Below are 26,466 nucleotides of genomic sequence, written 5' to 3'. Positions count from 1 at the left end.
ACGGCTCCGCGCTGGTGGTCGTTGTCCATGGTCGACCTGGCTCAGGCCGCGGTCTTCGCCGCGCTGATCGCAGTGCTCGGCCTCACCCCGGCGATCGGCATCGCGGGTCCCGTGCCGATCACCCTGCAGACGCTCGGCGTGATGCTCGCGGGCGCGGTCCTTGGTCCCAAGAAGGGCACCCTCGCGGTCGCGATCTTCATGATCCTCGCGATCGCGGGCCTCCCGATCCTGTCCGGCGGTCGTACCGGGTGGGTCTCCCTGAACTCCCCGACCGGCGGCTACTTCATCGGGTTCCTGCCCGGCGTGCTCCTCATCGGCCTGCTGACGGCGTGGATGATGCCGCGCTACAACATCGTTCTCGGCATCATCATCAACCTCGTCGGCGGCGCCATCGTCATCTACGTCTTCGGCATCGCCCTCCAGATGATCCGCACCGACGCCGGCCTCTGGGCCCTCATCACCGCCAACGCCCCGTTCCTGTGGGGCGACACCGCGAAGGCCGTTATTGCCGCGCTGGTCGCGGGGCCGGTCCACCGCGGTCGTCCCGGGCTGATCGCTCCCCTGCTGCGGTCGAAGAGTGCCTGACGCAGACCGCTCCATCGTCTTCGACGGCGTCGAGCACGCCTTCGGCGACCGCGTCGTCCTGCGCGGCGTCGACCTCGACCTCCGCGAACACCGCGTGGGCATCGTCGGCGCCAACGGCAGCGGCAAGTCGACCCTCGCGCGGATGATCAACGGCCTGATCCTCCCCGACCGGGGCACCGTCACCGTGAACGGTCTCGACGTCCGCAAGAACAAGCGGAAGGTGCGGCGCGATGTCGGCTTCATCTTCTCCGACCCGGATCGGCAGATCATCATGCCGACCGTCGTCGAGGACATCGAACTGTCGCTCTCACGCATCCTCTCCGACAAGGCCGAACGCAAGGCGCGGGCCCGCGAAGTCCTCGCGGAGTTCGGGCTCGACGGCCATGCCGACCAGCCGTCGCACCAGCTGTCGGGCGGGCAGAAGCAGCTGCTCGCCCTGGCCGCGGTGATGGTGGTGGGGCCGACCATTCTGGTGGCCGACGAGCCGACCACGATGCTCGATCTCCGGAACTCCCTGATGCTCCGCCGAACCTTCGCGGAGTTGACCGAGCAGCTGGTGGTCCTGACCCACGACCTCCCCATGCTCGACGACTTCGACCGCGTCGTCGTCCTCGACGACGGCCGCGTGGTGGCCGACGACGAGCCCGGGCCCGCGATCGCCTTCTACCGGAGCCTGATGAGTCGATGATCGGCGTCTACGTTCCCGGGAACTCCCTGCTGCATCGGCTGCCCGCGGGCCTCAAGATCCTGCTGCTGATGGCATCGATCATCACCGTCGCCGTGGTGGTCCGCACGCCGACGGCCGCAGGCATCGCGCTGGCCGCCACCGCCGCGACGTTCGTGGTCGCCTGGATTCCCTTCCGCGCCGCGTGGGCGCAGATCCGCGGGCTGCTGTGGCTGCTCGGCGTCCTGTTCGCGTTCCAGTGGATCATCACCGACCTGAGTCGGGCGTTCGTCGTCACGGCGATCCTCCTGGCCTCGGCGGGACTCGCGGCCGTCGTCACGCTCACCACCCGGACCACCGACATGCTCGACGCGATCATCGGGGCCCTGCGCCCGCTCAAGCGGTTCGGGGTCCGCACCGATCTGATCGCCATGACCTTCGCACTGACCATCCGCAGCATCCCGCTGATCGCCGACGTCCTCACGCAGGTCGACCAGGCACGCCGCGCCCGCGGGCTCCGCGCCGGGCCGCGCGTGCTGCTGGCGCCCACGGTCCTCGCGGCACTCCAGACCGCCGACGGCTTCGCCGAGACCCTCGCCGCGCGCGGCATGGACTGAACCGGGAATACCGCATCCGCCAGGTCTGTTAGCCTTCATGACGGACGCTGTGACGACATCTAGGAGGCTGCGGTGGACCCCTTCCCGCACCTGTCGCGCGCGCTGTTCGCTCACTCGGTGTACTTCCTCACCGATCACTGTCAGTAAGACTCGACGGACGTCGTCGCCCTGCTCTCTGCACCCGCGGACGGCAGCCACCCGACGCCCGGCCATCACGTAACCCCTGCGACGGGTCTGTCCGTGACCCCGAGCATCTGATACGCAAAGGAACCCCATGTCCCCCACCATCTTCGACGACGCCACCGCCCTCATGGGCCGCACGCCGCTGGTTCGCCTGAACCGGATCACCGATGGCGCCGAGGCCACCGTCCTGGCCAAGCTCGAGTACTACAACCCCACCAACTCGGTGAAGGACCGCATCGGCGTCGCCATCGTCGACGCCGCCGAGGCCTCGGGCGACCTGCCCGCAGGCGGCACCATCATCGAAGCCACCAGCGGCAACACCGGCATCGCGCTCGCCATGGTCGGCGCAGCCCGCGGCTACAACGTCGTCCTGACCATGCCCGAGTCCATGTCCAAGGAGCGCCGCGCCCTGCTGCGTGCATTCGGCGCCGAACTGGTCCTGACTCCGGCGGGCGAAGGCATGTCCGGAGCGGTGAACGCCGCCGAGAAGATCGCCGCCGAGCGTCGCGGTGCCGTCCTGGCCCGCCAGTTCGCCAACGAGGCGAACGCCGAGGTGCACCGCCGCACCACCGCCGAGGAGATCTGGGCCGACACCGACGGCGGCGTGGACGCCGTGGTCGCGGGCATCGGCACCGGCGGCACCATCACCGGTATCGGCCAGGTCCTCAAGGAGCGCAAGCCCGAGGTGAAGGTCTACGCCGTGGAGCCCGAGGAGTCCGCCATCCTCAACGGCGGCGCACCCGGCCCCCACAAGATCCAGGGTCTCGGCGCCAACTTCGTCCCCGAGGTGCTCGACACCACCGTGTACGACGAGGTCGTCGACATCAACGCCGAGACCGCCCTGAAGTGGGCCCGTCGCGCCGCGACCGAGGAGGGCCTGTTGGTCGGCATCTCGTCCGGCGCCGCCCTCGCCGCCGCCGTCCAGATCGCCAAGCGTCCGGAACTGGCGGGCAAGACCATCGTCGTCGTGCTCCCCGACTTCGGCGAGCGCTACCTGTCGACGCCGCTGTTCGAGGGTCTGGTCGACTGATGTCCGGCTCGGATCCCCTCCTGCGCACCCTGCGCGACGACGTGCGTGCCGCGCAGGAGCGCGATCCGGCCGCCCGCTCGGCGATCGAGGTGGCGCTCGCCTACCCCGGCGTCCATGCCCTGTGGTTCCACCGCGTCGCTCACCGGATGTGGAACACGGGAGGCGTACTGCGGTTGCCCTCGCGCCTGTTGTCGCAGTTCGCGCGGTTCGTCACCGGCATCGAGATCCATCCCGGTGCGAAGATCGGCCGTCGGATGTTCATCGACCACGGCATGGGCGTCGTCATCGGTGAGACCACCGAGATCGGCGAGGACGTCGTGATGTTCCACGGCTCCACGCTGGGCGGCGTCAGCATGTCGAAGGGCAAGCGGCACCCGACCGTGGGCGATCGCGTGCTGATCGGTGCGGGCGCCAAGGTGCTCGGCCCGATCACGCTCGGCGACGACGCCAAGGTCGGGGCCAACGCGGTGGTGGTGCACGACGTCCCCGCCGGCCACGTCGCCATCGGCACCGCCGCGGCCCCGCGCCCGTCGCGCGCCACCCCGGAGCACGACCCGTACGCCGATCCCGCGCTCTTCATCTGACCCGAGAAACACTTCTGCCGTTGATCGGGCCCCGCTCCGGGGCCTGATCAACGGCAGAAGTGTCTGTACGTCGTTAGGACGCGCTGTCGGCCTTCGTGTTCACCGGAGTGATCGAGAGGCGCAGGGCGCCGGGCGCGTCGGCCGGAACGACGGGCGCGTTCGGCGCGACGGGTGCCAGCCGACTGTAGGCCTCCCCCTGCGCCGGACGGGTGTCGGCCTCGCCCTTGTTCGGCCACAGCGAGATGGCGCGCTCGGCCTGCGCCGAGATCGACAGCGACGGGTTCACACCCAGGTTCGCGGTGATCGCGGCGCCGTCGGTGATGTGCAGCGTCGGGTAGTTCCACACGCGGTGGTACGGGTCGATGACGCCCTTGGCCGGGTCGTCGGAGATCACGCAGCCGCCGAGGTAGTGCGCGGTCATCGGCATGTTGAGGATGTCGCCCCAGGTGCCGCCGGCCATGCCGCTCGGCAGCTTGTCCGCGATGCGGCGGGTGGCCTCGTTGCCCTCCGGGATCCACGTGGGGTTCGGCTCGCCGATGCCCTGCTTGGTGGTCACGTACTTGAACGGACCGCGCTTGCGGACGAACGTGGTCAGCGAGTTGTTGTTGTTCTGCATCACCAGGGCGATCACCGTGCGCTGGCTCCACTTGCGGACGAAGAGGAGACGGATCAGCATGAACGGGTTCTTGATGATCTGCTTCAAGAACTGACCGACGCGGTTGGGAACGCTGCCGCCGTCGGTCAGCACGGTCTGCAGGTAGGCCATCGCGTTGCTGCCCTTGCCGTAGCGGACCGGCTCGATGTGGGTGTTGGCCGCCGGGTGGAACGACGATGTGATCGCGACGCCCTCCGAGAAGTCGCGGCTCGCGTCGTACGAGCGCGCCTGGGCGCCGAGGATCGACTCCGAGTTGGTCCGGGTCAGGACGCCCATCGCGTCCGACACCTTCGGCAGCGTGGTGCCCTTGGCGCGGTGCATGATCTTCTGCGTGTTGAACGTGCCTGCGGCGACGATGACCTGATCGGCGGTGAACTGACGACGGTGCGCGCCGAACGGTCCCCACGACGACGAGCCGTGCGTCGACACGATCCACGAGCCGTCGGACTTCTGCTCCAGACGGTCGACGGTGGTGCGGTCGATGATCTGCGCGCCGTTGCGCTCGGCGAGGCCGAGGTAGTTCTTCAGCAGCGTGTTCTTGGCGCCGACGCGGCAACCGGTCATGCAGGCGCCGCATTCGGTGCAGGCGGTGCGCTCGGGGCCCGCGCCGCCGAAGTAGGGATCGGCCACCTTCTCACCGGGAGCACCCGTGCCACCGGTCTTGGCACCGAAGAAGACGCCGACCGGAGTGGAGGTGAAGGTGTCGCCGGCCCCCATCTCGTCGGCCACCTCCTTCATGATCCGGTCGGAGTTGGTGAACGACGGGTTGGTGACGACGCCGAGCATGCGGCGGGCCTGCTCGTAGTGCGGTGTCAGTTCCGCCTCCCAGTCGGTGATGTGGTTCCACTGGGGGTCGGTGAAGAACGGGGTCGGCGGCTTGTACAGGGTGTTCGCGTAGTTGAGCGATCCGCCGCCGACACCGGCACCGGCCAGGACCATGACGTCCTTGAGCATGTGGACGCGCTGGATGCCCATCAGGCCGAGCTTCGGGGCCCAGACGAACTTGTTCAGTCGCCAGCTGGTCTTGGCGAACTGGTCGTCTTCGAAGCGCCGTCCGGCTTCGATCACACCGACGCGGTATCCCTTCTCGACCAGGCGTAAAGCACTCACGCTTCCGCCGAAGCCGGAGCCGATGATCAGGACGTCGAAGTCAGTGTGCGCCATAGCCGACCATACTAATGAGTAATGTCTCAATCGGGAAAGGAAGTACAGGCTAAGTCGACTGCTCAGGCCGTGAACGGCACCGACACCGGACGCCGTACATAGTTCCCGGTGGCCCACTCGATTCCTTCGATGTCGACGGAGAAGTCCGGGCATCGAGCGAGGAGTTCCTGCAGCGTCACTCGCGCCTGCATCCGCGCGGCCGCCGCACCGAGGCAGTGGTGGGTGCCATGGCTGAAGGTGAGGATGGTCGCGGGGTCACGGCGCACGTCGAGGGCGTCCGCGTCCGGTCCGTACACGCGCTCGTCGCGGTTGGCGGACGCGTAGCAGAGGAGCACCTTCCGCCCGGCGGGGACGACGACGCCCTCGATCTCGACGTCGCGCGTGGCGGTTCGGCACAGCCCCTGCACGGGCGACGTCAGACGGAGCAGTTCGTTGACCGCTGTCGGGAGGAGTTCGGGTTCGTCGATCAGCAGGCGACGTTGGTCGCGGCGCTCGGTCAGCAACGCCGCCGAGCCGCCGAGCATCCCGGTGGTCGTGTCGTTGCCGCCGGCGACCATCGTGAACGCGAACGCGAGCACGGACAGCACACCCGCCGAATCGGATCCGTCGGCGACGCCCGCCGTCACCAGATGCGACACCGTGTCGTCGCCGGGATGCCGCCGCCGATGATCGATGAGATCGGAGAAGTAGGCCATCAGCCCGACGACCGCGTCCGCCGCACCGGTCACCGCCGACCCCAGATCGGCGCCCGGGTTGGCGGCGACGATCGCGTCGGTCCACGCGTCGAACTGCCCGCGGTCGGAGTCCGGGACGCCCAGGTAGTGCGCGACGACCATGCTCGGCAGCGGCTTGAACAGGTCGGCCGCGATGTCACCTCCCCCGCGCGACGCGAGGTCCTCGAGTCGCGTCGCCACGAACTCGCGGACCCGGGGTTCCAGCGTGGTGACCTGGCGGGGTGTGAAGCCGCGGGCGACGAGTTTGCGGAAATCGGTGTGCGCGGGCGGATCGAGCATCACCATCGGCGGGTTGTCCTGCAGTCCGATCTTCGCCAGTTCGCCGTAGTTCACGGTGAGACCCTGCGCCGAGGAGAAGGTCTCCCAGTCGCGGGCCGCGGCCATCACGTCCGCATGTCGGGTCAAGACGTAGAAGTCGTCGTCGGGGTGACGCTCCGGAACGACGTGGTGGACGGGATCGCGGTCGCGCAATGTCGCATACATCGGGTACGGATCGCGCCATGTGGGTCCGGAGCGGAGCGTGTACGACGGAAGCGTTTCGACCACCATGTGCCGATGATGCCGGATATCGTCGCCGGGCGCGGCAACAGAGTAGGGCCCGACACGAATGTCGGGCCCTACTCTGTGGTCTGTCTGCCGTCAGGCGCGGACGGAGAGTCCGACCTTCTGGAACTCCTTGAGATCCGAGTAGCCGGCCTTCGCCATGGATCGGCGCAGTCCGCCGACCAGGTTCAGCAGGCCGTCGGGGTCGTCCGACGGTCCGTTGAGGACGGTGTCGAGCGAGGGGCGTCCCTCGTCGAGCGCCACCTGCATCAGCGCGCCGCGCGGGGTGTCCGGGTGGGCGGCGGCCGACGGCCAGTACCAGCCGTGGCCGGGTGCGGTCTCGGCGGCCGCGAGCGGCGTGCCGAGGACGGCTGCGTCGGCCCCGCAGGCGATCGCCTTAGCGAGGTCGCCCGAGGTGTGGATGTCGCCGTCGGCGATCACGTGGACGTAGCGTCCGCCGGTCTCGTCGAGGTATTCGCGACGGGCCGCGGCCGCGTCGGCGATGGCGGTGGCCATCGGGACGCCGATGCCGAGCACCTCACCGGTGGTGGTGGAGCCCTCGGTGGATCCGTAGCCGACGATGACGCCCGCGGCACCGGTCCGCATCAGGTGCAGAGCCGTGCGGTGGTCGTGCACGCCGCCCGCGATCACCGGGATGTCGAGGTCGGAGATGAACGTCTTCAGATTCAGCGGCTCCTCGGAGACGCCGTCGTCGGTACCGCGGTCCACGAGCACCACATGCTCGGCCGAGATGATGGTGCCGTGCACGACGAGGATCTCGGCCCCCGCCTTGATGAGCGCGGGCGTCAACTCGGGAGCGTGCTGCGGACTCACCCGGACGGCGGTGGTGACACCGGCCGCGCGGACCTTGGCCACGGCCTGGCTCAGCAGGTCGATGTCGATCGGCGCCCGATGCAGTTCCTGGAGGCGTCGGATCGCGGCCGACGGGTCCGGGTTCTTCTCGGCGATCTCCGCGAGTTCGGCGAGCTTGTCCTCGACCTGCTCGTGGCGGGCCCACAGGCCTTCCCCGTTGAGCACGCCAAGCGCGCCGGCCTTGCCCAGTGCGATCACGGAGTCCGGGGAGCCCAGTGCGTCGGTCGGGTGGTTCAGGATCGGCGAGTCGAACCGGTAGGCATCGATCTGCCAGGCCGTCGACACGTTCTTCGACGATCGCGTCCGACGGGACGGGATGATCGAGATGTCTTCCAGTTCGTACGTCCGGCGGGCCGTCCGGCCCATGCCGAATTCGACGAGGTCACGCACCATTGCGCCTTTCTAGTGGACTCTCCGGTGGAGCGGGTGTGCGACGCACACGCCGCGACTCCACTCAGCGAGCATAGTAGTTGGGTGCCTCGGCGGTGAGGGTGATGTCGTGCGGGTGCGATTCCTTGAGGCCCGCGGCGGTGATCTGAACGAACTGCGCGTTCTGCAGATCCTCGATGGTCGCCGAGCCCGTGTAGCCCATGGCCGCACGCAGACCGCCGGTCAGCTGGTGGATGACCTGGTTCAGCGGGCCGCGGAACGGAACGCGTCCCTCGATGCCCTCCGGAACCAGCTTGTCCTCGGCGAGGACGTCGTCCTGGAAGTAGCGGTCCTTGGAGTACGACTTGCCCTGGCCGCGGCCCTGCATGGCACCGAGCGACCCCATGCCACGGTAGCTCTTGAACTGCTTGCCGTTGACGAGGATCAGCTCGCCAGGCGACTCGGCGGTGCCTGCCAGGAGTGAGCCGAGCATGGCGGTGGACGCACCGGCCGCGAGGGCCTTGGCGACGTCGCCCGAGTACTGCAGACCGCCGTCGGCGACGACGGGGACGCCGGCGGCCTTCGCGACGGCGACGGCCTCGAGGATCGCGGTGATCTGGGGTGCACCGACGCCGGCGACGACGCGGGTGGTGCAGATGGAACCGGGGCCGACACCGACCTTCACGGCGTCCACACCGGCGTCGATCAGGGCCTGAGCGCCTTCGCGGGTCGCGACGTTGCCGCCGATCAGCTGGACGCGGCCGCCGATCTCGGCCTTGAGCTTGCCCACCATGTCGAGCACGCCGCGGGAGTGGCCGTGCGCGCTGTCGATGACGAGGACGTCGACGCCGGCGTCGGCGAGGGTGAGGGCACGAGTCCAGGCCTCGTCGCCGGCTCCGACCGCGGCACCGACCAGCAGGCGGCCGTCGGCGTCCTTGGTGGCGTCGGGGAACTGCTCGGTCTTGACGAAGTCCTTGACGGTGATGAGACCCGTGAGCTTGCCGTTGCCGTCGACGATCGGGAGCTTCTCGATCTTGTGGCGACGCAGCAGGCCGAGCGCGGCCTCGGCGGAGACGCCCTCGGAGGCGGTGATCAGCGGTGCCGGGGTCATGACTTCGGACACCGGTCGCGAGTCGTCGGCCTCGAAGCGCATGTCGCGGTTGGTGATGATGCCGACGAGGTCGCCCTTCGCATCCACGACGGGCAGGCCCGAGATGCGGTAGCGCGCACACATCGCGTCGACCTCGGCGAGCGTGTTGCTCGGCAGGCAGGTGACGGGGTTGGTGACCATGCCCGCCTCCGACCGCTTCACGGTCTCGACGGCGGCGGCCTGCGCCTCGATGGAGAGGTTGCGGTGCAGCACGCCCATGCCGCCGGCGCGGGCCATGGCGATGGCCATGCGCGCCTCGGTGACGGTGTCCATGGCGGAACTGACGAGCGGGACCCGCAGGGTGATCTCCCGAGTCAGCTTGGACGATGTGTCCACTGCATTCGGGACGACGTCTGAAGCCGCGGGGAGCAACAGAACGTCATCGAAGGTGAGGCCGAGCATTGCGACCTTGTTTGGATCATCTCCACCAGTGCGAACCTGCGTCATCTGACCATCGTATCGACTCCCGGCGGAGTAGGCCGTCGCGGCGGGTTATCGGCTACGGTGGAAACCGTGCATGACCCTTTCGCAGGACTCCCGCCGGACCCGTTCGCCGACGACCCGAACGACCCCGCGTCGGCACTCGACGCACTCGACCCGGGAATCCCTCTTGACGAGGGAGAACGTACCGCCGTGGAAGAGGATTTGGCCGACCTCGACGTGTACGAAAGACTCCTCTCCCCGCGGGGAGTTCGGGGCCTTGTGGTGATGTGCGAGGACTGTCATGAAGATCACTACCACGACTGGGACATGCTCCGGTCGAATCTGCGTCAGCTGCTCGTCGACGGGACGGTTCGCCCCCACGAGCCGGCCGTCGATCCGCAGCCCGATGACTATGTGACGTGGGATTACTGCCGCGGCTACGCGGACGCTTCGCTGCGCTATCACGAACGCTACTGAGCCGCGAATCGAGTCGGCGGGATCCGCGTCGCGCCGACCGGACGTGAGCCGAACGCGAGAAGGGGCCGTGATCTCTCGATCACGGCCCCTTCTCGCGTTCCGATGGTCCGGCGGACTCAGCTGACGCCCGTCGTCGGCGCTATCGTCTCAGCGGTCCCCGATGCGGTCGGCGTGGTGCTCGACGGCTCGGTGGTCTTGGACGGCTCCGACGGCTTCGACGGCTTCGACGGCTTCGTCGTGGACTCGCTGGGCGGGGTCGACGGCTTGCTGGTGCTGGTCGACGGCGTCGGCGACTCGAGCAACACCGTCGGGTTCGGCTTCTCCTCGGTCGGCGACACCGTCGTCGTCGACGGCGGCAGCTTCGGCAGTGACGAGAGCCTCGGGATCAACTCCTTCAGGGTGCGGTCCCGGATGTCGTCGATCACCTCGCGCAGATCCGCGACCTCGCTCTTGTCGTTGATCGGGCCGACGTCCTTCTCCGCCTCCTCGATGTACTTCTTCGCCTTGACGACGTCACCGGCCTTGAGGGCCTCCTTGGCGGCCTGGATGTTGGCCTCCGCATTGACCTTCGCCTGAGTCTGCTGTGCCTGCTCGGCGAACACCACCTGCTTCACGCTCCACAGGGGATCACCGGGCTGCGAGCCCTCGGACATCACCAGCAGACCCGCACCGACGACAGCAAGCACCGCAGCGGCGCCGGAGACGACCCGCAGTCGACGGGACAGTCCCCCGCGGCGCTCCCTCGCATTGGCACGGCTGATCGCCGCTTCGATGTCGGCGACCGTCGGAGTCGTCGGGATCGGGCTCGAGATCGAGTCCACTCTCCACTGGGCGATGAGCCCGGCCAACTCGTACTCGGCGCTGTCGGCGACGTTCGCGGCGCGACCGGCCGCGAGGTTGTCGAGGAATGCGTCGTCGCGGCTCACCGCGCCAACGTCGATGGGGCCGGATGTCACACCGTCGTCACTCATCGACGTTCACCTCCTGCTTTCACTGTCTTCTTGAGCTTTGTCAGGGCACGGTGCTGCGCTACGCGCACCGCGCCCGGGCTGCTGCCGACGATCTCGGCAGTCTCTTCGGCTGACAACCCGACCACGAGCCTCAGCACGAGGATCTCGCGCTGCTTCTCCGGCAGGGTGCCGAGCAGGTCCCTCATCCGGCGCGAAGCGTCGGACTCGAGAGCCGCCTGCTCTGGGCCGTTGGCGAAATCCATGGCGTCGGGCACTTCGTCCACTGGGTCGGACTTCACCCGAGCCGCCGATCGCATAGCGTCGGCGACCTTGTGTGAGGCGATGCCGTAGACGAACGCCATGAAGGGTCGGCCCTGGTCTTCGTACCGGGGCAACGCCGTCATAACCGCCATCAACACCTCCTGAGCCACGTCATCAGCGGAGAACAAGTGCCGTTCTCCTGCACCGATTCGTCCTCGGCAGTAGCGCAGGACTGGCTCCCTGACACTTTCGAGAACTGAGGTCAGCGCAGCGCGGTCGCCGTCAGCGGCCGCACGGACCGCCTGGCCCAACGCCTCACCTGTAAGTTTCATCGCCGCTTCAGTGCCCAAGTGTTACTCAATCGAGAAAAGACAGACTGCGGAACGTCGCTCAGCTCCCGTACATCAGTCATTGATCAAGCGTACCGATCCGTAACGTCAGAACTCGGCAAGGCCCGGAAGGCCATGCCGAGTCGCCGAAGGTCCTCCTGCAGCCGGTCCGGCGGCCGGTCACCGATCGCCGCTGGTCGCAGCCCTGCCACCATGGTCTGCGCCGCCCATTCCAACGGCAGCAGGCCTGCCGTCCGACATGCCGCGGCCAGCCGCTGCGCCTCATCGGCCGCATGTCCGATGTCACCTGCGGCCGCACTCGCCGCGGCTGCGATCAGGTCGGTCTTGATCCGGTGCCGCGCGGACGGAGCGCCGACCGACAACGCGCGAGCGTTCGCAGCAAGCTCCGCAGCGCGCGGATCGCCGGTGTAGAGCGCCAACTCGGTGCGCACCCACCCCAGCCGCAACCGCGGACGACCGACGCAGATCCAGTCGCTCGACTCCGCCGCCCCGAGCTCGGCGGCCGCCCGATCCAGGAGCAGCCCGGAAGCGGTGAAGTCACCGACGCCCAGGTCGTCGGCTGCGAGGCCGATCAACGCGTCAACGCGGGCTGCGACCGCCCACGGGCCGTGGTCCCCCGCCACCGCTCGTATCGCGGCGCCGTCGTCCGCGCGTGCGATGGCGTGGCCGCCGGCCTGTCGAGTCAGCGATGCGCGGGTCGCGAGCGCCGCCGACCGCACAGCGGCGGGCACCGTCGCCTCCCGAAGGAGGCGGTCGACGATGGTCCGAGCCGCCGCCGCGTAACCACGTGCGCCGAGGTCGACTGCACGGGCCCATCGGTCGGCGGCCGTCGGGGTCGATTCGGTGGGCTCGATCCCGAAGGCGCTACCCCACTGCGTCATTCGAATCCTTCTCCTCCCCCGCTTTTCACGCGCGGTGCGAACATTTCATTTCGACTAACAAACGGTGAGCAATGCGGGCCAGGATTGCCGCACCGGACAACTCGCGTTATCGCATTCGTAACCTTCTTGCGATCTTCGTCAATGGTGGCATCCCGGCCGGCGCCCGCGACAACCGGCTGCGGACGGCTTCGGGCTGCTCAGTTCCTGCAGGTCAACCCGTGCACGTTGTCTGCCCAGGATGCATCATTGCAGGCAGAAGGTGGTCTCGATCACGAAACCTGTCGTTCATTTACGCCAGTCGAATGACGCTGGACGGCGCCGAATTCCGGGTTTGACTCGCTTTTCTCCACCCACATACCGTGAGCGACGTCAGGAGAAAGCGCCTCGTACTCAGGAGCCAGATTGACCACCACGATCGACCGATTGCCCGGCCCGAACTCGGATTTCTGGGACTGGCAGATGCATGGCAAGTGCCGCGGCCTGGAATCCTCGGTCTTCTTTCATCCGGAGGGTGAACGCGGCCGGGCACGGATGCAGCGTGAGCGTCAGGCCAAGCAGGTCTGCGCCGACTGCCCGGTGCTCATGCAGTGCCGTTCGCACGCATTGAGCGTCGATGAGCCCTACGGCATCTGGGGCGGGCTCACCGAGTCCGAGCGGAACCTCATGCGGCGCCGCAACCCCCGTCGCCTCGCCGGCTGAGATCGCCTCGGCCGCGGACCGCGCAGCGTCCGCAAGCAACAAATCAGCCCCGGTTGAATCTCAACCGGGGCTGACTCGTGTCTGGGTGCTGTATCAGCCGACCACTGCGAGGATGTCGCGCGCCGACAGGATCAGGTACTCCTGGCCCTCGTACTTGACCTCGGTGCCGCCGTACTTGCTGTAGATGACGACGTCGCCTTCCTGGACGTCGACCGGAATACGGGTGCCCTGGTCGGTGACGCGGCCTTCGCCGACGGCGATAACCTTGCCCTCCTGGGGCTTCTCCTTGGCCGAGTCGGGGATGACCAGGCCGGAAGCGGTGGTGGTCTCAGCCTCGACGGCCTGAACGAGGATCTTGTCCTCGAGCGGCTTGATGTTCACGCTCGCCACGATGTCAGTCCTTTTCCTTCATGTCACTGATTGAAAGTTCATGGCACCGGATCGCTTTGCCACGTCGTCGCGGGTGCCGCAGCGCTGCATTTCGGAGCCAACTAGCACTCTACCCATGCGAGTGCCAGCACTCAACAGGTACGGGTGCGAATCTCGCCGTGATCGCTCAAAGCTTAGAGATCTGAACGCTCATCCCGGGATCGGTCGCCACCGTCAACGGCGAGGGCGGTGCCCCACCGGCGATCACATGTGCCCCCAGCGAGGCCACCATCACGCCGTTGTCAGTGCACAAGCGGGGTTTCGGTACGCGCAGATCGATGCCCGCCGCCGCGGTCCGCTCGATCGCGAGCGACCGGATCCGCGAGTTGGCGGTCGCACCGCCGCCGAGCACCAGGGTGTCGACACCGCGATCGGCGCAGGCACGCAGCGCTTTGGCGGTCAGCACGTCGGCCACCGCCTCCTGGAACGACGCCGCCACGTTCGGCACCGACACCGGCAGGCCGGCGCGCACCCGCTTCTCCACGTGGCGGGCGACGGCGGTCTTGAGGCCGCTGAACGAGAAGTCGTACGGGGCGTCGCGCGGGCCGGTCATGCCGCGTGGGAACGCGATGGCCTCGGGATCGCCGTCTCTGGCGATCGCATCGAGCGCGGGACCACCCGGATAGCCGAGGTCGAGGAGCCGCGCGACCTTGTCGAAGGCCTCGCCGGCCGCGTCGTCGACGGTGGTGCCCATCTCGACGATCGGCTGCGACAGGTTCTCGACGCCGAGCAGGTGGGTGTGCCCACCGGACACGAGGAGTGCGACGGCCGGCGGCATCGGCCCGTGCTCGAGGGTGTCGGCGGCGATGTGGCCGCCGAGGTGGTTCACCGCGTACAGCGGGACGTCCCACGCGAGGGCGTACGCCTTGGCCGCTGCGACACCGACCAGCAGCGCGCCGGCGAGCCCGGGGCCGATGGTGACTGCGATCGCGTCGGGCCGGTCGATGCCTGCGGCTTCGCGGGCGCGGGTCATCGTCGGGACGATGGCCTGCAGATGCGCGCGGGAGGCGACCTCCGGCACCACGCCGCCGTAGCGCGCGTGCTCGTCGACGCTCGACGCGACTTCGTCGGCGAGGAGGGTGACGCCTTCCCCGTCCCAGTCGACGATCCCGACGCCGGTCTCGTCGCAGGAGCTCTCGATGCCCATCACGATCATGAGTGCGCGTGCCCTTCCGGCTCGGTGGTCCGTGCGGCGCGCACCATGGTGTACGCGTCCGCGCCGGACGGTTGATAGTAGTTGCGTCGAGTTCCGGCGATCTCGAAGCCGTTGCGCTCGTACAGCGCGATGGCGGGATCGTTGTCGGTGCGCACCTCCAGGAATACCGGCGCGTGCACGCGATCGGCAACCTCGAGCATCGCCTCCAGCAACGCCCGCCCGTGGCCGGAGCCCTGATGTCCGGGTTCGACGGCGATGGTGTGCACTTCGCACTCGTGCTCCCCCGGTCGCCCCAGGACGCTGATGCCCGCGTACCCGATGACCGGTCCGCCGAGCGCGAGTCGGGCGGCGAAGTAGGTGTTGTACGGAGCGCGCAGCTCGGAGACGAAGCCGCTCAGCGGCCACGGCGAGTCGCCGGCGAAGAGTTCGGCCTCGATCTCGGCGCAGCGCACCAGATCGTCGGGGACCAGCGCGTCGATGACCGGTGCGGCCCGATCAGTCATTCGGCGCCGCCGGAAGCAGCGACTTGCGCTTCTGGTCCTTCAGTTCGACGGCGTCGGGCCGACGCAGGTACAGCGGCGCGAGGGGTTCGGCCGGCCGTGCGGCGAGCACCTGCTCGGCGGCGATCGACGCCAGCGAGGCGACCGTCGGCGTGACGAGGTCCGCGCCGACGAAACCGAAGCGTTCGGTGAAGCGGGTCTCGCCGACCGCGGTGACGAGTTCGGTGCCTGCGAGCTCGCCGACGAGGGCGTCGGGTGCATTCACGTCGGGTCCGGCGATCCGGCGCCCGGCGTCATAGACGGCCCAGTACACCTCGCGTCGACGGGCGTCGGTCAGGACCAGGCGAGGTCCGGGCTCGCCGACGGGCTGTGCGGCATCGATCGCGTCGAGAGTGCAGACCCCGTACGCCGGGATGCCGAGGGCGTCCGCGTACGCGGTACCCGTCGCCATGCCGACGCGCAGCCCCGTGAACGGGCCCGGTCCGGTGCCCACAACCACCGCGTCGAGGTCGGTTCCGGCGACGCCCGCCTCGGAGAGGCCGTCGCGCATCAGGGTGGTGAGGACCTCGGCGTGTCGCCGCTGATCGGCCACGATCCGTTCGGCGAGCGTGGTGACCGTCCCCGCCGCGGACACCAGCGCGACGCCGGTCACGACCGCGGACGTCGCGGTGTCGACCACCAGGACGCGCCGGGCGGGCTTCTCGTTCTGATCGGTCATCGGTTCACCCATTCCCAGGTCGCGTGTCGGGTCTCGCTGTCGTCGTCGCGACGCATCCGGACGATCAGGTATTCGTCGACGAGTCGTTCGACGACGCCTTCGCCCCACTCCACCACCACGACGCTGTCGTCGAGGTCGGTGTCGAGGTCCAGTGCGTCGAGGTCGTCGAGGCCGCCGAGTCGGTACGCGTCGACGTGCACCAGGCCGGGGCCGCCCGCGGGGCCGGGCGGGTGCTGGCGCGCGATGATGAAGGTGGGCGACGACACGCGGCCGCCGACACCGAGTCCGGCGGCGATGCCGCGGGTCATGGCGGTCTTGCCCGCACCGAGCGGACCGTCGAGGATCACCAGGTCGCCGGGCCCGAGTTGGGCGGCGAGCTCCCGGCCGAGGTCTTCGGTGTCGGCGACGTCGGGCAGGTCGCGCGTGCCGCCGGAGCGGTCAGCCATGCCGGACCGCCGGTCGGTCTGCCGCAGTGTCGCGTCGGCCGCGCCACGGCATCATCGGCCGCCCCAGCGCCAGCCGCGAACGAGTCACCAGGTCGTCGATCGCGTCGTTGACGGCCTCGGGATCCTCCATCGGCAGCATATGGCCGCAGCCTTCGGCGATCACCAGTCGCGAGTCGTCGCCCAGCTGCGCGTACATGTTGAGCGAGTTGTGGATCGGGGTGAGACGGTCCTCGTCACCGCACAGGACGACAGACGGGACCTGTGCGATCACCGGCAGCGCGGTGGCCTCGTCGTGGCTGGACAGGACACGCAGGAAACTGACCATGGTCGCGATCGGCGTGTTCTGAATCATCTTCTCGACGGCGTGGCCTGCGGACGGACTGTAGTAGTCCTTGCCGAAACTGGCCGCCACCAGGACTGGTTCCACGGCGCGACGGGTGATGCCGCGACCGGCCTGGACGGCCTTCGGAATGTACTTCACCGACACCTGCAGGGCGCCGACGATCGGGTTGTTGAGGCCTTCGCCGAGACCGGCCTCGGTGATGCCGCGGGCAGCGGTCGAGACGAGGGCGACGCCGGCGATCCGGCCACTGTGCGAGAACAGGCGCGAATGCCGTCGCGCGAGGGACATCACGGACATGCCACCCATCGAGTGACCGACCAGGACCACCGGCCCGGTCGGGGCCATGGTGCGGATGACCGCGGCGAGGTCGTCGCCGAGCTGTGCCATGGTGCAGCTCTCGTCGGGCGCAGCGTCGCTGGCGCCGTGACCGCGCTGGTCGTAGAACACCATCTTGATGCTGCGATCGGCCCATCGCTTGGCGAGTCCGAACCGCTGGAAATGCCACGACGCCATCCGGAGGGTGAAGCCGTGCACGAAGATCACCGTCAACTCGGGGGTCGCGGTGCGCCCCCAATTGGCGGTGCCGCCGGTCTTGGAGCCTCCGGTCAGGACCGTCCTGACGGCCAGCGAGATCCCATCGTCCGCGGTGACGGTCGCGACCTCACCCCCGTAGATCGCGGTGAAGTCGACACCGGAGTTCGGGTCGACGCGACGCCGCGACTTGCGCTGCTTGCGGCGTCCCGCGGTGACCGCCCCCAGCGATCCCACCTCGGACAGACCTGAGCGCCACCGGGGAACCGGCTTCGGGATCACCCGATCGGCAGCCGTAGGCTCGGTCGAGTCGGGTGCGACCGCCTTCGCGGCCTTCGACTGTCTTCGGATTCTTCTAGCCATGCGTTTCCCCCGTCGGATCGTTGACATAGCGGCGCACTGCTCGTGAGCCGACGCGCGAGATGATCTCGTAGTCGATGGTTCCGCAGCCGTCGGCCCAGTCCTTCGCGGACGGCACCGCTTCGCCGGATGCGGCCGTGGCCGGGCCGAACAGGATCGCTCGGTCACCCTCGGCGACACCGCCGCCGTCGGGGCCGAGATCGATGACCAACTGGTCCATGCAGATGCGTCCCACATTCGGGAACAGTCGGCCGTTCACGTGGACGCCGAGTCGCCCGGACAGGACGCGGGGGACGCCGTCCCCGTAGCCCGCGGGGACGACGCCGAGCACGGTGTCACGCGGCGCGATCCACGTGTGGTTGTACGAAACGCCCTGTCCCGCGGGGATCTTCTTGATCAGGGAGACGCTGGTCTCCAGGGTCATCGCCGGGATCAGACCGAAGTCGCCGACATCCGGGACCGGCGAGTAGCCGTAGATCGACAGGCCGGGGCGCACCGCGTCGTGCGCCAGGTCGGGGCGGGTGAGCGCGGCAGGCGAGTTGGCGATGTGGACCAGGTCCGGTGTCACTCCCCTGCGTTTCAGGTCGGCGACGCAGTCGTCGATCCGCTGCGACTGCAGGCTGTTCAGCGGATGGTCGGGCTCATCGCCGAAGGCGAGGTGGCACATCGCCGTGGAGAGGCGGATCGAGCCTTCCGCGGCGGCCGCGGCCAGGGCGTCGGCCGTGGCGTCCCATTCATTCGGACTGACACCGCTGCGAGCGAGGCCGGTGTCGATCTTCACCGAGACCGTCGCCGTGCGCCCGACGGTTCGGGCCGCGTCGACCACCCGCACCAGTTGGCGAGGCGACGAGACGGCGATGTCGATGTCGTCGGCGATGGCACCGGCGAAGTCGGTGTGGTCGGTGTGCAGCCAGGCGATGAGGTGCCCGTCGATTCCGGCGCGACGCAGCAGGCGTGCCTCCCGGACCTGTGCGACGCCGAGGGCGATGGCCCCGGCCGCGAGGGCGGCGCGGCCGACGGGTGCCGCACCGTGCGCATAGCCGTCGGCCTTCACGACGGCGATCACGTCGGCGCCGGAACAGTCGCGCAAGACGCCGACGTTGTGGGCGATGGCCCCGAGGTCGACGGTGGCGTAGAGGTTGGCGTACGAATCCATTGCCTCTATTGTCGCAAACTCAGTAGCGCGCGTAACGCGGGAGCGACCGCATCGCGCAGTGCGGAGGCACCGATCGGGGCTCCGCCACTGGCGAGGAGTGCCGCACGCGCGTGGACTCGGGCTGCGGCGACGCCCGCCGAGCGAGCCGGCAGCCCGGCGGCGAGCAGCGCACCGGCGACACCGGTGAGGACGTCGCCCGCTCCCGCCGTCGCAGCCCACGACGACCCGGCGTCAGAACCGCTGACCTGTCCGTCGGGGTCGGCGATGAGGGTGATCCGGCCTTTGAGCAGGACCGTTGCGTTCAGGTCGGCGGCGAGCGCGCGGACCGCCGACAGCCGGTCGGGTTCCGGCCGCCGCCCCGCCAGGCGTTCGAACTCGCCGGCGTGCGGTGTCAGCAGCGTCGGTGCGGTCCGTCCCCGCAGCAGTTCCGGATGCCGGGCCAGGACGGTCAGCCCGTCGGCGTCGACGAGGGTCGGAAGGTCGGCGGACAACACAGTCGAGAGGATGTCGTGGGCCTGGTCACCCGTCCCGAATCCGGGGCCCACCGCCCAGGCCTGCACCCGCCCCGCGGTGTCGACGGTCGGCGCGGCGACCACCTCGGGGCAGGCCGCGAGGACCGCGTCCGACGCGGGCCCGATGTAGCGGGTCAGTCCCGACGTGGCGACCACGGCGGCGGAGGTGGCGAGGACTGCGGCACCGGGATAGTGACGGGATCCGGCGACGACGCCGACGACGCCCTGGGTGTACTTGTCGTCGTGCGGTCCGGGTGTCGGCCACAGGGCGGCGACCTCCGCGTCGGTCGGCGACGACAGCGCCGGTGCGGGCAGGTCGAGTCCGATGTCGGCGACCACCACGTCACCGCACTGCGGTGCGGCGAGGAGGTGGGCGATCCGCGGCGCGCCGAAGGTGACGCTGACGTCGGCGGTCACCGACGGCCGATGCACCACGCCGGTGTCCGGGTCGATCCCGGACGGCAGGTCCACCGCGACGACCGTCGCGCGGCGTTCGGCCACCTCGTCGAAGACCCGAGCGGCAGCAGGCCGCAGCGGCCCGTGTCCGCCGAGTCCGACGACCGCGTCCACCGCGACGTCGACCGTCGACGGCACCGCGTCCACCACCCGACCGCTCGCTCGCAGGAACGCGGCGAGTCCACCGGTGTGTGCGCGGTCGGGACTGAGCAGGAGTGCGGACGTGCGCACACCCCGTTTGGCGAGGGTCGCTCCGGCGTAAAGGGCGTCGCCGCCGTTGTTCCCGGCCCCGACCACCAGCAGCACATGACGGCCGTACGTTCCCCCGGTCCGCATCCGCAGCCGGGTCAGGACCGCACCCGCGACTGCGCTCGCGGCGCGCGCCATCAGGACACCGCCGGTCAGCAGGTCGCCGGTCGCCTCCTCGGCGGCCCGGATCTGCGCGGCGGTGTAATACCCGATCACGGTGCGGCCCGATCCGCTACTCGACGGTGACGGACTTGGCGAGGTTGCGGGGCTTGTCGACGTCGTAGCCGCGGGACTGCGCGACGGTGGCCGCGAAGACCTGCAACGGGACGGTCGAGACCAGCGGCTGCAGGAGGGTCGGTGTCGCCGGGATCGGGATCAGGTGATCCGCGACGGCCGCTGCGGCGTCGTCGTCCGGCTCCGCGATCACGATGGTCGTGGCGCCGCGCGCCTGGATCTCGCGGATGTTGCTGACCATCTTGGAGTGCAGCAGCGCACGGCCGGTCGGCGACGGCATCACGATGATGACCGGCAGCCCGTCCTCGATCAGGGCGATGGGTCCGTGCTTGAGCTCGCCGGCGGCGAAGCCCTCCGCGTGGATGTAGGCGAGCTCCTTGAGCTTGAGGGCACCCTCGAGCGCCACCGGGTACCCGACGTGGCGCCCCAGGAACAGGACGGTGTCCGACGACGCGAACTGGCGCGCCAGATCGCGCACCGGCTCCATCTGCTCCAGGACCTTCTCGACGGCCTGCGGGATCTGCTCCAAAGCCTCGAACTCGCGGACCACCTCGTCCTGGTACTTGGTGCCGACCGCCTGTGCCAGGGCCAGACCGACCATGTAGGCGGCGGCGATCTGCGCCAGGAAGCACTTGGTGGACGCGACGCCGATCTCCGGGCCGGCATGCGTGTAGAGCACGGCGTCCGACTCGCGCGGGATCTGCGCACCGTTGGTGTTGCAGATCGCCAGGACGCGGGCCTTCTGGTCCTTGGCGTGCCGCACCGCCTCCAGGGTGTCGGCGGTCTCTCCGGACTGGCTGATCGCGACGACCAGCGTCGACCGGTCGAGCACCGGGTCGCGGTACCGGAACTCGCTGGCCAGTTCCACCTCGACGGGCAGGCGGGTCCAGTGCTCGATGGCGTACTTGGCGATCATGCCCGCGTGGTACGCGGTGCCGCAGGCCACGACGAAGACCTTGTCGACGTCGCGCAGATCCTGATCGGACAGTCGCTGCTCGTCGAGCACGATCCGGCCGTCCTGCAAGTGCCCGAGGAGGGTGTCGGAGAGCGCGGCCGGCTGCTCGGCGATCTCCTTGAGCATGAAGTAGTCGTAGCCGCCCTTCTCTGCGGCGGCGAGGTCCCAGTCGATGTGGAAGGGCTTGCCGCCGGTGACGACGCCGTCGAAGTCGGTGACGGTGTAGCCGTCGGCGGTGATGACGACGACCTCGTCCTGACCGAGCTCCACGGCGTCGCGCGTGTGCTCGATGAATGCGGTGACGTCGGACGCGACGAACATCTCGCCGTCGCCGACCCCCACGACCAGCGGGGTGGAACGACGAGCGGCGACGATCGTGTCGGGATGATCGGCGTGCGTGAAGACCAGGGTGAACGCGCCCTCGAGTCGACGAAGTGTGGCGTAGGCGGCGGCCACGAAGTCGCCCGCGTGCTCACCGACGGTGTACTCGCGCTCCATCAGGTGCACGGCAGTCTCGGTGTCGGTGTCCGACGAGAACTCGACACCGGCGTCTTCCAATTCGGTCCGGAGCGGCGCGTAGTTCTCGATGATGCCGTTGTGCACCACTGCGATCTTGTGGTCGGTGCTGACGTGCGGGTGCGCATTGCGATCGGTGGGCTGACCGTGCGTGGCCCAGCGCGTGTGCCCCATGCCGGTGCTCCCGGCCAGACTGTCGCGGCCGACTTCGGCGATCTGCTTGTCGAGGTTCTCCAGCCGTCCGGCCTTCTTCTCGACCGCGAGGGATCCCTGTCCGTCGAGGATCGCCACGCCCGCGGAGTCGTAACCGCGGTATTCCATTCGGCGCAGGGCGTCGACGACGATGTCGAGCGCGTCGCGCTTGCCCACATAACCCACGATTCCACACATGGGTACCAAGAATAGCGTCAGGCGGAGCGCGGTTTAGAGCCGAGCAACTGCGACACGTGGTCCAATTCGGGCCGTTCTTCGTTCGGCAGGTCCACTGCCAGGGCGTCGCCCATGGTCACGTCCGGATCGGAGAACGCCGCATACTTCTCGTCGCCGGTCAGCTGATGCAGGAAGAAGCCGGTCAGCTGCGCGCGAACCGCCTTGTGAACGGACCTGTCCGCACCGTTGACGCCGATGAGCGACTTCACCGACGGCGTCTCGATCAGGTCGCGCGCATCGGTTCCCGCGAGTGTGCGGAATGCCACATCACCCGCGAGGTTCTCGGCCACGTCGAGCGCGTTGCCGGTCATCGACGACAGGTGGGCGGAGCCCGCGAGGACGAGTGACGGGACCGTGACGGTCGACGCCGCCGCCGTCAGGTCGGCGGTGGTCGGTGCCGGGAAGACGCTCGCGAGCGCTTTGACTCGGATCGGCGGCCGACCGAGAAGGATGGCGTCGGAGGCGGCACGGACCGCGGCTGCGGCACCGAAGCCGTGTCCGGCGATCCCGATCCTCGCGGGATCGACGGTGATGGCGCCGGTGCCGAGGCGGACACTGCTGACGACGGTGGCCGCGGCACGGAGGTCGGTGCCGAGTTCGATGTCGGAGGGGAACAGTCCCCTGCTGCCGTCGGGTGCGGCGACGACGATGCCCCAGGACGCCAGATGGAACAGGAGGTCGCGGTACCGGGCGCTGCCGACGAGCCAGCCGTGTCCGAACGCGATCGCGGGGAGGTCGCGGCCGGTGCGGGGCGCGAAGAGCTGCCCGGACATGCCGACGATGCCGAGGTCGCCGCGGTCGACCTTGTTCGGTCCACGACGGGCGAGTTCTGTCATCAGCTTGTCGGGCGGCGGCGCCACGACCTTCTTGTTCCCGAACACGAGTCCACCCTATGACATCGGTGGACTCATGCGGCCCGACGACTCAGGACACGCAGAGATTCGAGATTCGCAAGCGCGACGGTCAGCGTGCCCGCGCCAGGCCTCAGTTGGACGCGCCCAAGGAGTTCGTCGACACCGTCCAAAACCTCGGGGGCGACGACGACACTCTGTCGAACACCTGCCCCGAGAGCGCTGAAAAGCACAAGCATTGCGTCGCCGACCGATTGCTCAGGCCGCAACGACACGCCGGCCTTCCGCAATTCACCAACGGCTTCCAGGCAATCCATAGTGTGCATTTTAGTCTCCTAGAACCCAGTTCGCGAGGAGCGCAAGTCAAGTGGAGCAGGCCCAGCATCGAGCCCCCGATAGTCATTCCGCCTGACGAAGTCCCCGTTGACCGGATAGATGCTGACTGGAATCGCGAGCGTATCGACCACGACGTCCACCACAGTGAAAATGTCGCCGACGATCGCAAGCCCTCTGATCAAAAACGTTCCGCGATCTTCGTCGAATCGAGTCATGGTGTGTCGGCGCAAAGCTGAGTTCTGGACGGATTGGAGTCGTGGCAGCGAATCGACATCGGCGCCGAATCGAGTTGCGTTCGGAATCATCGACCCGTGGTTGTGCCCGCCGCCGCCGGTCCCATCAACTCCCAGAAAGTGCGCATAGTCCCACTCGTTCAGAGGAGCGATCTCCGCGAAAGTGAACGGCAAACGAGCTCCACCGGGCAGTCGCCGAAAGTTGAAGTCGGCATCGTCGATCACCGTCGCCGAACGCCGGGGCGGGCGGCGTCGAGCCCGGCGGGCAGCAGCAACTGCGGGACCACACCGTCTGCGGCGTCGACGTCGGCGACCAGGCGGGCACGCACCCTTCGTACCGCCGCGCTCTCCCGTTTCGGTGGCGGTCGCAGCGCCGAGACTCGGTCTCGGTAGCGACGCTCGGCGTCGTCGAACCCTGCGTCGGCGCGCGTCGCGATCTCCTCCAAACGGATCAGGGCCCCGGTCATCGCAGGTCCGCCAGTGCGAGGTCACCGTCGGATCCGGCGTAGGCGGCCCAGGCCGTCGCCACCTGTTCGACGGCTCCGACGATCGCCTCCCCGGCCAACTGACCTGCGGCCTCCGCGTAGTCCAGGCGTGCCTGAACCTCGCCCCGGAGCGAATTCGGGTGCAGGGCACCGGAATTGAGTGCGGCAGGCAGGGCTTCCAGATCGAAGCCGCCGAGCATCGGCTTGCTGACCGTCGCCAGCACGGCCCGGTGCCGGCGCAGCACCCCGCCCAGGACCGCGTCGGCGCGGGCGGTGGCGGCGGCACCGTCGTCGAGGCGCGTGAACAGGTCGGCGAGTTCGGCGCCGACCACGCGCAGGGCTCCGCCCGCCGATCTGCCCGACCGACCCGTCCAGTCCGCGACCGACTCCCCCGGCTCCGACGAGACGGCGCCGACCACGGAGACGCCGGCCAGCCGTCGGACCAGAGCCGTGAGTCGACGGGCATCAGCGGCGAAGTCGGCGTGACGGAACTCGTCGACCCGACGGTGGGGACCCCGAACCGTCGTGTCATCCACGCCCGTCAGTCCCAGCTCCCGGCAGGCGGTGATCAGCGCGACGAAGCCGTCAGCGCACGACGTCATCTCGTCCATGCCGTCACCGCCGCCACCGCGGCGTCCTCCGCGTCGGAGAACGCCCGCCCGGCTCGGGCGAGATCGGTCGCGACCGCATCGACGGCGATCCCGCAACTGCGGAAGCGCGCGGCGAGGTCGCGCAGCTGATCGGCGGTCTGCTCCGCGGCTCGGCGGACCGGACCGTCGTCGGCCCACCGGCACAGGTCACCCGACGCCAGTTCGACGGCGCAGGCGTCGACCACCGCCACGACGTCCTGCTGGGTGCGGGTCAGTCGATCGACGACGTCGAGATCGACGCAGACCCCGCTCTCGTATTCCTCGCTCATGTTGATTGGACGCAGCGGGACGCGGTTCGGTTCCGCGACACGCCGAGCCCGGACGAAAGAGACTTCGCCCCCGCCGGAGACCCGGCGAGGGCGAAGTCGTCATGAATGAAGCGATCGGCGGTCAGACGTTCGCGACCACCGCGGCCACGCGCTCGGCGATGCCACGCGCGGACTCGGGGGTCTGCGCCTCCACCATCACGCGGACGAGCTGCTCGGTTCCCGAGGGGCGCAGCAGGATCCGGCCCTGCCCGTCGAGTTCGGTCTCGGCTTCCGCGACGGCCGCGAGGACCGTCGCCGCGGCGGAGACCGCGTGCTTGTCGGAGACGGGCACGTTGATCAACTCCTGCGGGAGCACGGTCATCACGCCGGCGAGCTCGGCGAGCCGCTTGCCGGTCGACGCGACGCGCGACGCGAGGAGCAGACCGGTCAGCACGCCGTCACCGGTGGTGCCGACGGCCGGGATCACGATGTGGCCGGACTGCTCGCCGCCGAGGGCGTAGCCGCCCGCGCGCAGCTCTTCGAGGACATAGCGGTCACCGACACCGGTCACCTTGAGCTCGATGCCCGCCGCCTTCATCGCCAGATGCAGACCCAGGTTGCTCATGACGGTCGCCACGAGGACGTCGTCGGTGAGGTCGCCGGACTCGTGCATCGCGAGGGCGAGGACGGCCATGATCATGTCACCGTCGACGATCGCGCCGGTGGAGTCCACCGCCAGGCAGCGGTCGGCGTCGCCGTCGTGGGCCAGGCCCAGGTCGGCACCGTGCTGCAGGACGGCGGCCTGCAGCTTGTCCATGTGCGTGGACCCGCAGTCGTCGTTGATGTTGAGACCGTCGGGATCCGCGTGGATGGCGATGACCTTGGCACCCGCTGCCTCGTAGGCCCGCGGGCCGACGACCGACGCCGCACCGTGCGCGCAGTCGACGACCAGCGTCAGGCCTTCGAGAGAGGACGGGACGGCCTGGGCCAGATGCTCCAGGTAGCGGTCGGCGGCGTCGGTCGCGTCGACGATCCGGCCGACGGCCGCACCGATCGGACGGACCTGCTCGGCCTCCATCGCGGCTTCGATCTGATCTTCGACGTCGTCGGCCAGTTTGTGACCGCCTGCGGCGAAGAACTTGATGCCGTTGTCGGGCATGGGATTGTGCGACGCGGAGATCATCACGCCGAAGTCGGCGCGGTAATCGGCGGTCAGGAAGGCCACGGCGGGCGTGGGCACCACGCCGACGCGGATGGCGTCGGCGCCCGCTGCGGCCAGGCCTGCGCAGAGCGCGGCTTCCAGGAGTTCACCGGAAGCGCGCGGATCGCGGCCGACGACGACGCGGGGACGAGTTTGCGTATGTGCACCGAGAACGGAAACGGCGGCCGAGGCCAGAGCCAACGCCAGCTCGGGGGTGAGCTGGTCGTTGGCCCGGCCTCGGACGCCGTCGGTGCCGAAAAGGCGAGCCACAGTATCCGAA

30 protein-coding genes are annotated in these 26,466 nt (G+C 69.0%); 7 read left to right on the top strand and 23 right to left on the bottom strand.

Features of this window, described 5'->3' with window-relative positions; translation table 11 throughout:
• Positions 1 to 27 precede the first annotated feature (27 nt).
• The 5 genes from ACH46_RS06260 (at position 28) to epsC (ending at position 3,663) form a co-directional block, all read left to right on the top strand.
• Positions 28 to 585, top strand: a complete 558-nt coding sequence (locus ACH46_RS06260; protein WP_062395052.1) for a biotin transporter BioY — start codon at positions 28 to 30, stop codon at positions 583 to 585.
• The gene (locus ACH46_RS06255) at positions 578 to 1,273 is read left to right on the top strand and encodes an energy-coupling factor ABC transporter ATP-binding protein (protein ID WP_062392159.1); all 696 of its coding nucleotides are present in this window, start codon (positions 578 to 580) and stop codon (positions 1,271 to 1,273) included. Before ACH46_RS06260 ends, ACH46_RS06255 begins: the two co-directional genes overlap by 8 nt.
• Positions 1,270 to 1,866, top strand: coding sequence for an energy-coupling factor transporter transmembrane component T family protein (locus ACH46_RS06250; RefSeq protein WP_062392158.1), 597 nt, complete (start codon positions 1,270 to 1,272; stop codon positions 1,864 to 1,866). The genes ACH46_RS06255 and ACH46_RS06250 overlap by 4 nt, the downstream gene beginning before the upstream one ends.
• Before the next feature lie 274 nt (positions 1,867 to 2,140).
• The gene (cysK, locus tag ACH46_RS06245) at positions 2,141 to 3,079 is read left to right on the top strand and encodes a cysteine synthase A (protein ID WP_062392157.1); all 939 of its coding nucleotides are present in this window, start codon (positions 2,141 to 2,143) and stop codon (positions 3,077 to 3,079) included.
• On the top strand, positions 3,079 to 3,663 hold the full coding sequence (epsC, locus tag ACH46_RS06240) for a serine O-acetyltransferase EpsC (protein WP_062392156.1): 585 nt from the start codon (positions 3,079 to 3,081) through the stop codon (positions 3,661 to 3,663). Before cysK ends, epsC begins: the two co-directional genes overlap by 1 nt.
• A 73-nt stretch (positions 3,664 to 3,736) precedes the next feature.
• Here epsC and ACH46_RS06235 read toward each other — a convergent pair whose 3' ends face one another.
• The 4 genes from ACH46_RS06235 to guaB form a co-directional block, all read right to left on the bottom strand.
• A complete protein-coding gene (locus tag ACH46_RS06235) occupies positions 3,737 to 5,482 on the bottom strand; it encodes a GMC family oxidoreductase (protein ID WP_062392155.1) in 1,746 nt (581 codons plus the stop codon).
• A gap of 62 nt (positions 5,483 to 5,544) precedes the next feature.
• Positions 5,545 to 6,765 carry a cytochrome P450 gene (locus tag ACH46_RS06230; RefSeq protein ID WP_062392154.1) on the bottom strand — a complete coding sequence of 407 codons (1,221 nt, stop codon included), beginning with the start codon at positions 6,763 to 6,765 and terminating at the stop codon, positions 5,545 to 5,547.
• Between the two features lie 90 nt (positions 6,766 to 6,855).
• Positions 6,856 to 8,022 carry a GuaB3 family IMP dehydrogenase-related protein gene (locus tag ACH46_RS06225; RefSeq protein ID WP_062395050.1) on the bottom strand — a complete coding sequence of 389 codons (1,167 nt, stop codon included), beginning with the start codon at positions 8,020 to 8,022 and terminating at the stop codon, positions 6,856 to 6,858.
• 64 nt (positions 8,023 to 8,086) lie between these two features.
• Positions 8,087 to 9,598 (bottom strand): IMP dehydrogenase, encoded by a 1,512-nt coding sequence (gene guaB, locus ACH46_RS06220; RefSeq protein WP_062392153.1) that lies wholly within the window; start codon positions 9,596 to 9,598, stop codon positions 8,087 to 8,089.
• 66 nt (positions 9,599 to 9,664) lie between these two features.
• Between guaB and ACH46_RS06215 the strand changes: the two genes are divergently transcribed.
• Positions 9,665 to 10,051: a DUF5319 domain-containing protein gene (locus tag ACH46_RS06215; protein WP_062392152.1), complete on the top strand. Its 387-nt coding sequence runs from the start codon at positions 9,665 to 9,667 to the stop codon at positions 10,049 to 10,051.
• Positions 10,052 to 10,167: 116 nt separating this feature from the next.
• Here the strand turns inward: ACH46_RS06215 and ACH46_RS06210 are convergent, their stop codons facing one another.
• From ACH46_RS06210 to ACH46_RS06200, 3 genes are all read right to left on the bottom strand, one after another.
• Complete coding sequence (locus ACH46_RS06210; RefSeq protein ID WP_082399444.1) at positions 10,168 to 11,022, bottom strand: anti-sigma-D factor RsdA; 855 nt, start codon at positions 11,020 to 11,022, stop codon at positions 10,168 to 10,170.
• The gene (locus ACH46_RS06205; protein ID WP_062392150.1) at positions 11,019 to 11,594 is read right to left on the bottom strand and encodes a sigma-70 family RNA polymerase sigma factor; all 576 of its coding nucleotides are present in this window, start codon (positions 11,592 to 11,594) and stop codon (positions 11,019 to 11,021) included. Before ACH46_RS06205 ends, ACH46_RS06210 begins: the two co-directional genes overlap by 4 nt.
• An 83-nt stretch (positions 11,595 to 11,677) precedes the next feature.
• Positions 11,678 to 12,493, bottom strand: coding sequence for a hypothetical protein (locus tag ACH46_RS06200; protein WP_062392149.1), 816 nt, complete (start codon positions 12,491 to 12,493; stop codon positions 11,678 to 11,680).
• 402 nt (positions 12,494 to 12,895) lie between these two features.
• On the opposite strand from ACH46_RS06200, the gene ACH46_RS06195 reads away from it, so the two are divergent.
• Complete coding sequence (locus ACH46_RS06195) at positions 12,896 to 13,192, top strand: WhiB family transcriptional regulator (protein ID WP_082399441.1); 297 nt, start codon at positions 12,896 to 12,898, stop codon at positions 13,190 to 13,192.
• A 93-nt stretch (positions 13,193 to 13,285) separates the two neighbouring features.
• On the opposite strand, the gene groES is transcribed toward ACH46_RS06195, so the two are convergent.
• The 16 genes from groES to glmM form a co-directional block, all read right to left on the bottom strand.
• The gene (gene groES, locus ACH46_RS06190) at positions 13,286 to 13,582 is read right to left on the bottom strand and encodes a co-chaperone GroES (RefSeq protein WP_062392148.1); all 297 of its coding nucleotides are present in this window, start codon (positions 13,580 to 13,582) and stop codon (positions 13,286 to 13,288) included.
• A 166-nt stretch (positions 13,583 to 13,748) separates the two neighbouring features.
• The gene (gene tsaD, locus ACH46_RS06185) at positions 13,749 to 14,777 is read right to left on the bottom strand and encodes a tRNA (adenosine(37)-N6)-threonylcarbamoyltransferase complex transferase subunit TsaD (protein WP_062392147.1); all 1,029 of its coding nucleotides are present in this window, start codon (positions 14,775 to 14,777) and stop codon (positions 13,749 to 13,751) included.
• A complete protein-coding gene (gene rimI, locus ACH46_RS06180) occupies positions 14,774 to 15,280 on the bottom strand; it encodes a ribosomal protein S18-alanine N-acetyltransferase (protein ID WP_062392146.1) in 507 nt (168 codons plus the stop codon). Before rimI ends, tsaD begins: the two co-directional genes overlap by 4 nt.
• Entirely contained in the window at positions 15,273 to 15,995 is a 723-nt protein-coding gene (gene tsaB, locus ACH46_RS06175) for a tRNA (adenosine(37)-N6)-threonylcarbamoyltransferase complex dimerization subunit type 1 TsaB (RefSeq protein ID WP_226995782.1), read from the bottom strand. Before tsaB ends, rimI begins: the two co-directional genes overlap by 8 nt.
• Positions 15,992 to 16,441, bottom strand: coding sequence for a tRNA (adenosine(37)-N6)-threonylcarbamoyltransferase complex ATPase subunit type 1 TsaE (gene tsaE, locus ACH46_RS06170; RefSeq protein WP_062392144.1), 450 nt, complete (start codon positions 16,439 to 16,441; stop codon positions 15,992 to 15,994). Before tsaE ends, tsaB begins: the two co-directional genes overlap by 4 nt.
• Positions 16,434 to 17,678 carry an alpha/beta fold hydrolase gene (locus ACH46_RS06165; protein ID WP_082399439.1) on the bottom strand — a complete coding sequence of 415 codons (1,245 nt, stop codon included), beginning with the start codon at positions 17,676 to 17,678 and terminating at the stop codon, positions 16,434 to 16,436. The genes tsaE and ACH46_RS06165 overlap by 8 nt, the downstream gene beginning before the upstream one ends.
• Complete coding sequence (gene alr / locus ACH46_RS06160; RefSeq protein ID WP_062392142.1) at positions 17,671 to 18,831, bottom strand: alanine racemase; 1,161 nt, start codon at positions 18,829 to 18,831, stop codon at positions 17,671 to 17,673. The genes ACH46_RS06165 and alr overlap by 8 nt, the downstream gene beginning before the upstream one ends.
• A 5-nt stretch (positions 18,832 to 18,836) precedes the next feature.
• A complete protein-coding gene (locus ACH46_RS06155) occupies positions 18,837 to 20,264 on the bottom strand; it encodes a bifunctional ADP-dependent NAD(P)H-hydrate dehydratase/NAD(P)H-hydrate epimerase (RefSeq protein ID WP_062392141.1) in 1,428 nt (475 codons plus the stop codon).
• A 16-nt stretch (positions 20,265 to 20,280) separates the two neighbouring features.
• Positions 20,281 to 22,143, bottom strand: a complete 1,863-nt coding sequence (glmS, locus tag ACH46_RS06150; protein ID WP_062392140.1) for a glutamine--fructose-6-phosphate transaminase (isomerizing) — start codon at positions 22,141 to 22,143, stop codon at positions 20,281 to 20,283.
• A gap of 17 nt (positions 22,144 to 22,160) precedes the next feature.
• Positions 22,161 to 23,063 (bottom strand): alpha/beta hydrolase family protein, encoded by a 903-nt coding sequence (locus ACH46_RS06145; RefSeq protein ID WP_062392139.1) that lies wholly within the window; start codon positions 23,061 to 23,063, stop codon positions 22,161 to 22,163.
• Between the two features lie 26 nt (positions 23,064 to 23,089).
• Positions 23,090 to 23,350 carry a hypothetical protein gene (locus tag ACH46_RS06140; protein ID WP_157851015.1) on the bottom strand — a complete coding sequence of 87 codons (261 nt, stop codon included), beginning with the start codon at positions 23,348 to 23,350 and terminating at the stop codon, positions 23,090 to 23,092.
• A gap of 18 nt (positions 23,351 to 23,368) precedes the next feature.
• Entirely contained in the window at positions 23,369 to 23,827 is a 459-nt protein-coding gene (locus tag ACH46_RS06135; protein WP_062392137.1) for a hypothetical protein, read from the bottom strand.
• Positions 23,824 to 24,069: a hypothetical protein gene (locus tag ACH46_RS06130; RefSeq protein ID WP_062392136.1), complete on the bottom strand. Its 246-nt coding sequence runs from the start codon at positions 24,067 to 24,069 to the stop codon at positions 23,824 to 23,826. Before ACH46_RS06130 ends, ACH46_RS06135 begins: the two co-directional genes overlap by 4 nt.
• Positions 24,066 to 24,698, bottom strand: a complete 633-nt coding sequence (locus tag ACH46_RS06125; RefSeq protein WP_062392135.1) for a hypothetical protein — start codon at positions 24,696 to 24,698, stop codon at positions 24,066 to 24,068. Before ACH46_RS06125 ends, ACH46_RS06130 begins: the two co-directional genes overlap by 4 nt.
• Positions 24,686 to 25,006 carry a hypothetical protein gene (locus tag ACH46_RS06120; RefSeq protein WP_062392134.1) on the bottom strand — a complete coding sequence of 107 codons (321 nt, stop codon included), beginning with the start codon at positions 25,004 to 25,006 and terminating at the stop codon, positions 24,686 to 24,688. The genes ACH46_RS06125 and ACH46_RS06120 overlap by 13 nt, the downstream gene beginning before the upstream one ends.
• A gap of 121 nt (positions 25,007 to 25,127) precedes the next feature.
• Positions 25,128 to 26,456 carry a phosphoglucosamine mutase gene (glmM, locus tag ACH46_RS06115; protein WP_062392133.1) on the bottom strand — a complete coding sequence of 443 codons (1,329 nt, stop codon included), beginning with the start codon at positions 26,454 to 26,456 and terminating at the stop codon, positions 25,128 to 25,130.
• Between the last annotated feature and the right edge of the window lie 10 nt (positions 26,457 to 26,466).

The sequence above is a fragment of the Gordonia phthalatica genome (assembly GCF_001305675.1).
In the GTDB taxonomy this organism is placed as follows: Bacteria; Actinomycetota; Actinomycetes; order Mycobacteriales; family Mycobacteriaceae; genus Gordonia; species Gordonia phthalatica.
The sequence above is the reverse complement of the archived record's forward strand: the minus strand, read 5'-3'. Positions and strand labels throughout refer to the sequence as shown.

Bases quoted from the DNA above. Each gene is read 5' to 3' on its own strand.
- ACH46_RS06205 (WP_062392150.1), bottom strand. From the start codon at position 11,594: ATGAAACTTACAGGTGAGGCGTTGGGCCAGGCGGTCCGTGCGGCCGCT.
- ACH46_RS06125 (WP_062392135.1), bottom strand. From the start codon at position 24,698: ATGGACGAGATGACGTCGTGCGCTGACGGCTTCGTCGCGCTGATCACC.
- alr (WP_062392142.1), bottom strand. From the start codon at position 18,831: ATGGATTCGTACGCCAACCTCTACGCCACCGTCGACCTCGGGGCCATC.
- ACH46_RS06210 (WP_082399444.1), bottom strand. From the start codon at position 11,022: ATGAGTGACGACGGTGTGACATCCGGCCCCATCGACGTTGGCGCGGTG.
- tsaD (WP_062392147.1), bottom strand. From the start codon at position 14,777: ATGATCGTGATGGGCATCGAGAGCTCCTGCGACGAGACCGGCGTCGGG.
- glmS (WP_062392140.1), bottom strand. From the start codon at position 22,143: ATGTGTGGAATCGTGGGTTATGTGGGCAAGCGCGACGCGCTCGACATC.
- ACH46_RS06250 (WP_062392158.1), top strand. From the start codon at position 1,270: ATGATCGGCGTCTACGTTCCCGGGAACTCCCTGCTGCATCGGCTGCCC.
- tsaE (WP_062392144.1), bottom strand. From the start codon at position 16,441: ATGGCTGACCGCTCCGGCGGCACGCGCGACCTGCCCGACGTCGCCGAC.
- ACH46_RS06235 (WP_062392155.1), bottom strand. From the start codon at position 5,482: ATGGCGCACACTGACTTCGACGTCCTGATCATCGGCTCCGGCTTCGGC.
- guaB (WP_062392153.1), bottom strand. From the start codon at position 9,598: ATGACGCAGGTTCGCACTGGTGGAGATGATCCAAACAAGGTCGCAATG.
- ACH46_RS06165 (WP_082399439.1), bottom strand. From the start codon at position 17,678: ATGGCTAGAAGAATCCGAAGACAGTCGAAGGCCGCGAAGGCGGTCGCA.
- tsaB (WP_226995782.1), bottom strand. From the start codon at position 15,995: ATGACCGATCAGAACGAGAAGCCCGCCCGGCGCGTCCTGGTGGTCGAC.
- ACH46_RS06230 (WP_062392154.1), bottom strand. From the start codon at position 6,765: ATGGTGGTCGAAACGCTTCCGTCGTACACGCTCCGCTCCGGACCCACA.
- ACH46_RS06130 (WP_062392136.1), bottom strand. From the start codon at position 24,069: ATGACCGGGGCCCTGATCCGTTTGGAGGAGATCGCGACGCGCGCCGAC.
- rimI (WP_062392146.1), bottom strand. From the start codon at position 15,280: ATGACTGATCGGGCCGCACCGGTCATCGACGCGCTGGTCCCCGACGAT.
- ACH46_RS06120 (WP_062392134.1), bottom strand. From the start codon at position 25,006: ATGAGCGAGGAATACGAGAGCGGGGTCTGCGTCGATCTCGACGTCGTC.
- ACH46_RS06260 (WP_062395052.1), top strand. From the start codon at position 28: ATGGTCGACCTGGCTCAGGCCGCGGTCTTCGCCGCGCTGATCGCAGTG.
- cysK (WP_062392157.1), top strand. From the start codon at position 2,141: ATGTCCCCCACCATCTTCGACGACGCCACCGCCCTCATGGGCCGCACG.
- epsC (WP_062392156.1), top strand. From the start codon at position 3,079: ATGTCCGGCTCGGATCCCCTCCTGCGCACCCTGCGCGACGACGTGCGT.
- ACH46_RS06140 (WP_157851015.1), bottom strand. From the start codon at position 23,350: ATGGATTGCCTGGAAGCCGTTGGTGAATTGCGGAAGGCCGGCGTGTCG.
- ACH46_RS06200 (WP_062392149.1), bottom strand. From the start codon at position 12,493: ATGACGCAGTGGGGTAGCGCCTTCGGGATCGAGCCCACCGAATCGACC.